This is a genomic window from Streptosporangium sp. NPDC050148 (genome assembly GCF_055586505.1).
Genome location: NZ_JBVJIA010000061.1, coordinates 1 through 8,473, shown reverse-complemented (window position 1 = coordinate 8,473; position 8,473 = coordinate 1). Strand labels below are relative to the sequence as shown.

The window sequence follows — 8,473 nt, the reverse complement described above, 5'->3', positions numbered from 1 at the left end:
GGGGCGGAGTACGACCGGGCCCCCTCACCCTTGCCCGGGGGGGAGACCTGCCCGCCGGGGGGGGCCGGGGTACCCCTCCCCCCACAGGTGGTGGCCCCTCCACCGTGTCCCGCTACCCCTCACACTGGATGCCCCGGAAGTTCCCGCCGGGCAGCTCCCACACCCTGCCGCAGCCGTAGGTGCCCGACGGGATGGTGATGGTCCCCGGCTCGCCCGCGCCGGAGCCGGTACAGCCGGAGCCGCTGACCTCGTAGGGGCCGAGCACCGGGATGGGCGACGGGAACGCGTACCCGCCGGTGCAGGTGTACGAGGCGTCCGCGTGCGCCGTGGCGGGAGCGAGGAGCGGTGCGGCCAGGACGCCGAGGACGACGGCGCCGCGGGCGAGGGCGGTACGGGGGGAGACCATGGTGTTCCTCATCGGTTCCGGTGTTCCGTCATGGTTCGAAGGACGCCCACCGGTGTTTCCACGTCACCGCCCGGCAACCCCGCGTGTCCGGTAGTGGACACCTCACCCGGGCTCGCCCCACCTCACCCCGACCCGCCCCGTCTCACCCCGGCCCGGTCGGTTACGCCCCACCTCACCCCGCACCGGGCCGGTCCATCCCGGACCGGCCCTCGCGCGGCATCGACGCGGCCTCCTCGCGGCCACAGCGCGGCGTCGGCGCGCGTCCGGGTCAGTCCCGGCGGGCGAGGCCCTTCTCGACCGCCTCGATGATCCGCGGCCGCAGCTCGGCGCAGCTGATGATCGCGTCCACCGAGCCGACGTCGACCGCCCGCTGGATGCTGTGCACGCGGTCGAACTCCGTGGCCACCTCGGTGAGCTTCTCGGCCCGTACCGACGAGCGCAGCTCGGCCAGTTCGGCGGCCAGCGCGGTGCGCGCGGCGGCCGGCGCCTCGGCGACACGGGCGGCGAGCGCGAGCACGCGCGGGTCGTTCCCGGTCCGCTTGTCGACGTCGCGGGCGAAGACCACCGCGGCGGCCGGGGCGCCGCCGAGCACCGAGGCGAACGAGCCCTCGACCGCCAGCACGGTCATGTTCGGGTTGAGCGCCTTGGAGAACACCACGAACGCGCCGCCGTGGTACCGCGAGATCACGCAGAACACGATGGGACCCCGGAAGTTCACCACCGCGCGGCCGATCTCCGCGCCGTACTCCAGCTGGAGCTTGCGCATCGACTCGGGCGAGCCGTCGAACCCCGACAGGTTGGCCAGCACGACCAGCGGCCGGTTCCCGCTCGCGGCGTTGATGGCCCGGGCGGCCTTCTTGGACGACTGCGGGAACAGGGTGCCCGCGGTGTAGGTGTCGGGGCCGTCGGTGGGGGGGAACCCGCGGCGCGGCACGGACCGCGACTCGATGCCCAGCAGGCACACGGGCAGGCCGCCGAGGTGCACGTCCTGGACCACGGCGGTGTCCGCGTCGGCCATGCCCGCCCACCGCTCCAGCACCGGGTGGTCCTGGTCGGACAGCGCGCGCATGACCGTGCGGATGTCGAAGGGCTTCTTGCGGTCCGGGTTGAACTCGGCGGAGAAGATCTGGCCCACCGTCGTGAAGTCGCTGCCCGCCACGGTGTGCGGGAACGTCGACACGTCGCGGTCGGCCGGGTCGCTGGTGACCGTCCTGCGCGGCCGACTCTCTCCCGGAGCCACGTAGCTGTGGTCGTAGTGCGACATCAGGACCTCCCGCGCGGCGCGGATGTCCGGTGCCCAGTACTGCGCCTGGCCGTTGGGTCCCATGATCCGGTCGTACCCGCCGATGCCGTGGTTGTCCTCGGCCGACACGCCACCGGAGAAGTCGAGCGACTGCTTGCCCGTCAGCACCATCGCCGAGTCCGGCGTCATCACCAGGATGCCCTTGGTGTGCATGAGCATCGTGGCCTCGGCGTTCCAGTACGGCTGGGCGCCGACGTTGATGCCCGCGACCACGACGTTGATCTCACCGCCGTCCTGGGTGAAGGTCACGATCCGCTTCAGCGCCGCCGCCACCCAGTCCATGTTCTCGGTGCCGGACGACATCGAGATCCGGGCGCCCGCCGACAGCGCGAACCACTCAAGCGGCACCCGCATCCGCTCGGCCAGGTCGAGCGCGGCGATCACCCGCGCGCATTCGGGCTCGGACAGCGCGCCGAGCGCCTTGGTGGGGTCGCCCAGCAGCACGACGCGGGTCATGCCCTCCGGGTGGCGCGGCGTGGGCGTGCTGACGACACCCGCCACCAGCGCCGCGGTGTTGCGCCCCTTGGGACGGTTCACCGGCACCAGCGTGGAGTTCTCGTCCAGGTCGTACTCGGTGAACGAGCCGAGGGGACCGGCGAGCATACCGGTCAGCTCGTACGGGTGGTGCGTGCCGCGGCCGTGCGCGCGCAGCACCTCCTGGCGGTAGTCGTCCAGCGGCTCGATGGGCTCGGTCGGCGGCGGCACCACGGACACCCGCATGCCGGAGTTCACGTCGTAGCCCACCCGGACGGCGAAGTCGACGAGCTCACCGTTGGCGCCGTCGCGGCGCCTGCCGAGGAACAGCACCTCCTCCAGGCCCGCGCCCGCCGTCGTCGGCAGCACGCGCTTGGCCACGGTGTTCAGGTCGGTCGGCGACAGGTCGGTGGGCGGCCACACGTAGATGACGATGCGGTTCGTGGCCGACGCCTTGGCACCGGGCTTCTTGGCCCGGCGGATCGCGTCCAGGCAGGTGGCCACCGTGTCCTCGGCCGCGGGCAGCGCGACGAGCCTGCCCTCGTCGTCGCGCAGCGGGGTCAGGTCGCGGACCTGGCCCAGGGCGACCAGGCGCTCGTCGGACGGGTTCTGCCGTGCCACGGCCCGGAAGAGGTAGACCTCCTCGTCGGGCGAGGGCAGCCGGGTGAGGTCGAAGTCGCGCAGCCGCTCCAGCTGCATGCGCTCGGCGATGCGCGGGTGCAGGCCGCGCAGCAGCCGCTCCTCCACGAAGCCGCTCGCGGACGGCCGGAAGGTGAAGTGGTGGTGCATCGCGGCACCGCTGTGGCCCGCGACGGTCGTGGTGATACGGCCGACCCGGTTGGACGGCTGCTGGGCGGCCAGGACCTCGCGCAGCCGCGCGGCCATCTCGTCGGGGTCGGCCGGGCCGTCCGGCCAGGTCAGGTAGACGTCGGCCACCAGCTCGCCGTCACCGACGAACTCGCCGACCGCCTTGACCGCCTGGGCCAGCGCGGAGAAGTCGATCGCGGTGGTCACGACGCGGCCGTCGCCGTTCGCGGTGCGGTGGTCGGCGACGACGAACGTGCAGCCCGCCACCGTGCTCACCCGGATGTCGCCGAGCGCGCGGTTGCCGTAGTAGCGGCGGCTCAGCACCTCCAGCAGCGGTACGGGGTCCGCGCCCTCGCGGCCGATCCGCTGGCCGATCAGCCGGACGAGCGGCTGGGCGCTGGCGACCATCGCGGAGATCCGCTCGGCGCGGTCGGGCGCGTCCGGGTGCTGGTCGAGGTGGCGCAGGTGCCTGCGCACGGCCGTGTAGACCTTGGCGCGGGTACGGCGCAGCAGCGGCTGGGCGAACCAGGTGAACACGACGCCGCGCGCCAGGTCCGCGACGGCCGGGAACCGCACCTGGGTGGCGGCCACCAGGTGCTCCAGCGCCAGGCCGACGGTGACGCGGTCGGCCTGGGCGGGCGGGGCGTCCTTCATCCACAGGCGCAGCAGCGTCGTCACCACGGCGACGTCGGTGGACGCGCGCTGCTGGGCCAGGAAGATCCGGAAGACCGCGTCCTCCAGCTCGGGCGTGCGGTCCAGGCCCTCGACGCCGTAGCGGGACAGCACGTGCGTGAGCCGCTGCCGGAAGCCCTCCGACAGCCCGGCCCGGTCCGGGTCGAGGTAGCGCAGGTAGGTGTGGAAGTACTCGCGGGGGCTGTGCACCGCCGAGGCGGACTTGGTCTCCTCGCCGACGGGCCGGTTGCGGCTCAGCTCGCTCAGGTCGGCGAACAGGCGCAGCAGCTCGATCTCGCCGGACGGGTCGAGCTCGCCGCTCTCGACGAGCTCGGCGCGCGCGGTCAGGTAGCCGGCCAGCAGGCGCTTCTCGTCCTGCGAGTCGACGTCGAAGCCCAGCAGCAGGCCGCGCAGGTCCTGCAGGCCGCGCGCGGCCCGCTCGGCGGCGGGCACGTCCACCGGCTCGGAGGGCAGGTCCAGCTCGACGTCCGCCGTCGCGGCGGGAGCGGCCGTCTCCTCGCCCTCGCCCAGCGGCTCCAGGCTGAGCAGGCGCGCGCCCGCCTCCACCTGGCTGCCGATCGACACCGCGAGCTCCCGTACGCGGCCGCGGAACGGCGCGCGCAGCACGGTCTCCATCTTCATGCTCTCGACCACGAGCAGCGGGGCACCGGCCTCGACCTCGTCGCCCGGCTGCAGCGGCGTGGCCACCACGAGCGCGGGCACGGGGGAGCGCACGATGCCGCCCTCGTCGCGGCTGATCCGGTGCGCGACGCCGTCGACCTCGACCAGGTGGGTCGGGCCGTGGGTGCTCGCGACGACCTTGAAGCGGACGCCGTTCACGATGATCTGGCCGCTGTGCTCGTCGAAGCGCTCGATGTCGACGTCGGCCGCGTGCTCGGGCCCGCCCGCCGAGATGCCGATGCGGAACCGGTGGCCGCCGGTGCGGGCGATGCGGACGCGGTAGCCGACGTCGCGGAGCTTCAGCTCCAGCGCGCGGCCGCTCTCGTGCTGGGACTGCGGGCGGCCGCCGTGGGCGGTGGACAGGAAGCGCTGCCGCGTCACGGCCTCCTCGTCCTCGTAGGCCTCGATGGCGGCGACGATCAGCGCGATCGCCGAGTGCCGGTGCGACACCAGGGCGCCCTGGGCGCGTACGCGGTCGATCCAGCCGGTGTCGGCGGACCCGTCGATCACCGCGGGCTCGTCGAGCAGCGTGCGGACGAAGCCCTTGTTCGTCACGCCGCCCTCGATGATGACGGTCGTCTGCGTCATCGCGCGGCGCAGGCGGGCCAGCGCCTCGGCGCGGTCCCGGCCGTGCGCGATGATCTTCGCGATCATCGAGTCGAAGTCGGCGGGGATCGTGTCGCCCTCGCTGAAGCCGGTGTCCACCCGGACCCCCGGGCCGCTGGGCAGCGCCAGCCGCGCGATCCGGCCGGGGGAGGGGGCGAAGTCGCGGTCGGGGTCCTCGGCGTTGAGGCGGGCCTCGACGGCGTGACCCCACTCCGCGGGCACGTCCCCCTCGAGTCTGCCGCCCGCCGCGACGTGCAGCTGGGCCTTCACCAGGTCGACGCCGGTGGTGATCTCGGTGATCGGGTGCTCGACCTGCAGGCGCGTGTTGACCTCCAGGAACGCGAACAGCCGCTCGCCGGGGTGGTAGAGGAACTCGACGGTGCCCGCGCCCCGGTAGTCCACCGCGAGCACGAGCCGCTCGGCCGCCGCCTTCAGCTCGGCGACCTGCCCGGCGTCCAGGACCGGGGAGGCGGACTCCTCGATGATCTTCTGGTTGCGCCGCTGCACGGAGCAGTCGCGCACGCCCAGCGCCCAGGCGGTGCCCTGCCCGTCCGCGATGACCTGCACCTCGACGTGCCGGGCGCCGGTCACCAGGCGCTCCAGGAACACGACGCCGCTGCCGAACGCCCGCGCGGCCTCCTGGCGCGTCAGCTCGTAGGCCCGGGTCAGCTCGTCGGCGTTGGAGATCATCCGGATGCCGCGGCCACCGCCGCCCGCGGTCGCCTTCAGCATCAGCGGGTAGCCGATCCGCGCGGCCGCCGCCTTCGCCTCCTCCAGCGTCTCCACCGGGCCGCGGCTCCACGGCGCGACGGGCACGCCGACCTCCTCGGCGATCAGCTTCGAGCCGATCTTGTCACCCAGCCTGCGCATCGCCTCGGCACCCGGGCCGACGAACGTCACGCCGATCTCGGCGCACAGCTCGGCGAACGCCGGATCCTCCGCCACGAAGCCCCAGCCGACCCAGGCGGCGTCCGCGCCGGTCTCGACCAGGGCCCTTCTCAGGACCGCGTGGTCGAGGTAGGGACGGTCGGCCGCGAGCCCCAGGTCGTAGGCGATGTCGGCCTCGCGGACGAACGTGGCCGTCCGGTCGGAGTCCGTGTAGAGGGCGACGGTCTCGATCCGTGTCCCTGTCTCTGCGGCTAGGTCCCGAACGGCGTGGATGAGCCGCATGGCGGCTTCGCCGCGGTTGACGATGGCGACACGACTGAACAACTGAAACGGCCTTTCATTCGAAGGCGATGAACACGGCGGTCGTCCCCGCCCTGACGGGGATACATTCTCCCGGTTGTCCCCCGCGGACCGGAATGGCGGGGACGAAGCGTGTTTCGCGGCCGGAGATGTTGGGATCGCACAAACGCGCCCGTCGACATGGCGCGATGTGCGACCGCGGTGATCCCGGTCGCGCAGCGGTTCGCGGACCCGCCGGGGATCCGGTGTCGAGACTACCGCCGCGGGCGCCCCCACCGCCTTCGCGGGCGACGGGTCACCGGTGGGTGATGCGCCAGTATTTCCCCAAGGGCACCGACCTGTCGGTCCACACCTACGAGGACCTCAACGCTGTCGCTGCTGAACTGAACGCCAGACCACGAAAGACGCTCGACCGGGAAACCCCGGCCGAGCGCCTCGCTATGCTGCTCGCAGCCACCAATTGATCATGGTGTTGCGACGACCCCTAGAAGACGACCCCTGGAATTCGGCGCGGCCGGAAGGGGACTCTGAGAGGAAGGTCAGCCCGGGGGGAGGTTTCCGTTCTTGGCGACCGGCAGCGCCAGCTGGCTCGCGCCGGACAGGACGGCCTGCTCGGCCGGGAGGCCGGCCAGGACGGGGTTGACGTGCCGCAGGCTCAGCGTGACCGTGGGCAGCGTCGTCGGGGCGACGATGTCGAACTTCTCCAGGTCGATCCACCGGACCAGGGCGAACACCTCGGGCGGGATGGCGTCACCGGCCTTCTGCACCGGGACGCACAGCTGGCGGGCGTGACGGACCTGCACGCCGTGCGTGGGGATCTTCCCGACCAGGACGGGGTTGAGCTGGCGCAGGCCCACCTGCTGGTTCAGCAGGGCGTTGGGGGTGATGGCGTAGCACTTGAGGTCGATGTGACGGACGATCGACAGCACCTCGGCGGGCGGGACCACGTTGTTCTTGATGACCGGGACGCACAGCTGCTGCGGGGTGTTCATGGAGATCTGCGTGCGCGGCAGGTTCTGGAACAGCGGGTTCAGGTGGCTGAGCACCAGGCCCGTGTTCACCGTGGTGCCGGAGATCCTGTAGCAGGCCAGGTCGATGTACTTGATGACGTCGAGCGCGGGCGACGGTGGCAGCTGGTTGTTCTTGGCCACCGGGACGCACAGCTGCTCACGCGGGCCGAGGGTGACGGTCTCGATCGGCAGGTTCGTGAGCGCGGGGTTGATGTGCCGCACCGTGAGCACGGTGGCGGGCGGCTGGTACGGGCTGGTCCTGAAGCATTCGAGGTCGAGGAAGGCCGTCAGGTCCTTCGGGGTCGGCGGCGCGAGGGCACCGGCGGGCGGGGCGCCCAGGAACGCCACGGCGAGCGCCGCGACGACGACGGCGACGAGACGCCGGGGCGTCGTTCCTCTACGATCGCGAATTCCGGTCACGGCTCGGTCCACTGCGGCTCCAAAGGCTCGGGACGGGACTGATACCGCCGAGTGTGTTCCGCCGTACCCGCTCTTTCAATATCACCCCCGATTTCGTTGTGCGTAAAAATACATAGAGGCGGGACGTGGGGTTTTCGTCGTGCGAGAACGCTTTTCCGGTTCGCCGGTAACAGGGCTTCGCCATTCTTTCCGGGGCCCTTCCGCTCTCATGACGCGGCCCCGGGGAAAGACGGGGAAACCGACGGCCTCCGGCGTGGTGCCGGAGGCCGTCACGGTGCCCGCGCGGGGCCGGGTGCCCTCGCGGTGGGGCCCGGTCCTACCTGAACCCGCGCAGGCGCAGGCTGTTGCCGACCACGAAGACCGAGGAGAACGCCATGGCGGCCCCGGCGATCATCGGGTTGAGCAGGCCGAGCGCGGCCAGCGGGAGGGCGGCCACGTTGTAGGCGAAGGCCCAGAACAGGTTGCCCCTGATGGTGGCCAGCGTGCGGCGGGCCAGCCGGATGGCGTCGGCGGCCACCCGCAGGTCCCCGCGGACCAGGGTCAGGTCGGAGGCCTCGATGGCCGCGTCGGTGCCGGTGCCCATGGCCAGCCCCAGATCGGCCTGGGCCAGGGCCGCGGCGTCGTTGACGCCGTCGCCGACCATCGCCACGGTACGGCCCTCGGACTGCAGGCGCTTGACGACGTCGACCTTGTCGGCGGGCAGCACGCCCGCGATGACCTCGTCGATGCCGACCTCGGCCGCGACCGAGCGCGCGACGCTCTCGTTGTCGCCGGTCAGCAGCACCGGCCGCAGACCCAGGGCGCGTAGCCTGCGGACCGCCTCGGCCGAGGTGGGCTTGACGACGTCGGCCACGGTCAGGACCGCGCGGGCCCGCCCGTCCCAGCCGACCGCGACGGCCGTGCGAC

At 72.5% G+C, this 8,473-nt stretch carries 4 protein-coding genes and 1 pseudogene; 1 reads left to right on the top strand and 4 read right to left on the bottom strand.

What is annotated here, in order from left to right; all coding sequences use genetic code 11:
* Positions 1-112: 112 nt before the first annotated feature.
* Both ACZ6RT_RS36725 and ACZ6RT_RS36720 read right to left on the bottom strand, forming a co-directional pair.
* Entirely contained in the window at positions 113-418 is a 306-nt protein-coding gene (locus ACZ6RT_RS36725) for a hypothetical protein (RefSeq protein ID WP_470158646.1), read from the bottom strand.
* A 256-nt stretch (positions 419-674) separates the two neighbouring features.
* Positions 675-6,161 carry an ATP-binding protein gene (locus ACZ6RT_RS36720; protein WP_470158645.1) on the bottom strand — a complete coding sequence of 1,829 codons (5,487 nt, stop codon included), beginning with the start codon at positions 6,159-6,161 and terminating at the stop codon, positions 675-677.
* A gap of 281 nt (positions 6,162-6,442) precedes the next feature.
* On the opposite strand from ACZ6RT_RS36720, the pseudogene ACZ6RT_RS36715 reads away from it, so the two are divergent.
* Positions 6,443-6,601: pseudogene (locus ACZ6RT_RS36715) on the top strand (IS30 family transposase); the annotation flags it as partial.
* Positions 6,602-6,676: 75 nt separating this feature from the next.
* Here the strand turns inward: ACZ6RT_RS36715 and ACZ6RT_RS36710 are convergent.
* Positions 6,677-7,567: a hypothetical protein gene (locus ACZ6RT_RS36710; RefSeq protein ID WP_470158644.1), complete on the bottom strand. Its 891-nt coding sequence runs from the start codon at positions 7,565-7,567 to the stop codon at positions 6,677-6,679.
* A 316-nt stretch (positions 7,568-7,883) separates the two neighbouring features.
* On the bottom strand, positions 7,884-8,473 hold a 590-nt coding region (locus ACZ6RT_RS36705), incomplete at its 5' end, for an HAD-IC family P-type ATPase (RefSeq protein ID WP_470158643.1).

Coding starts and splice junctions, on each gene's coding strand:
- ACZ6RT_RS36725 (WP_470158646.1), bottom strand. CDS start 418: ATGAGGAACACCATGGTCTCCCCCCGTACCGCCCTCGCCCGCGGCGCC.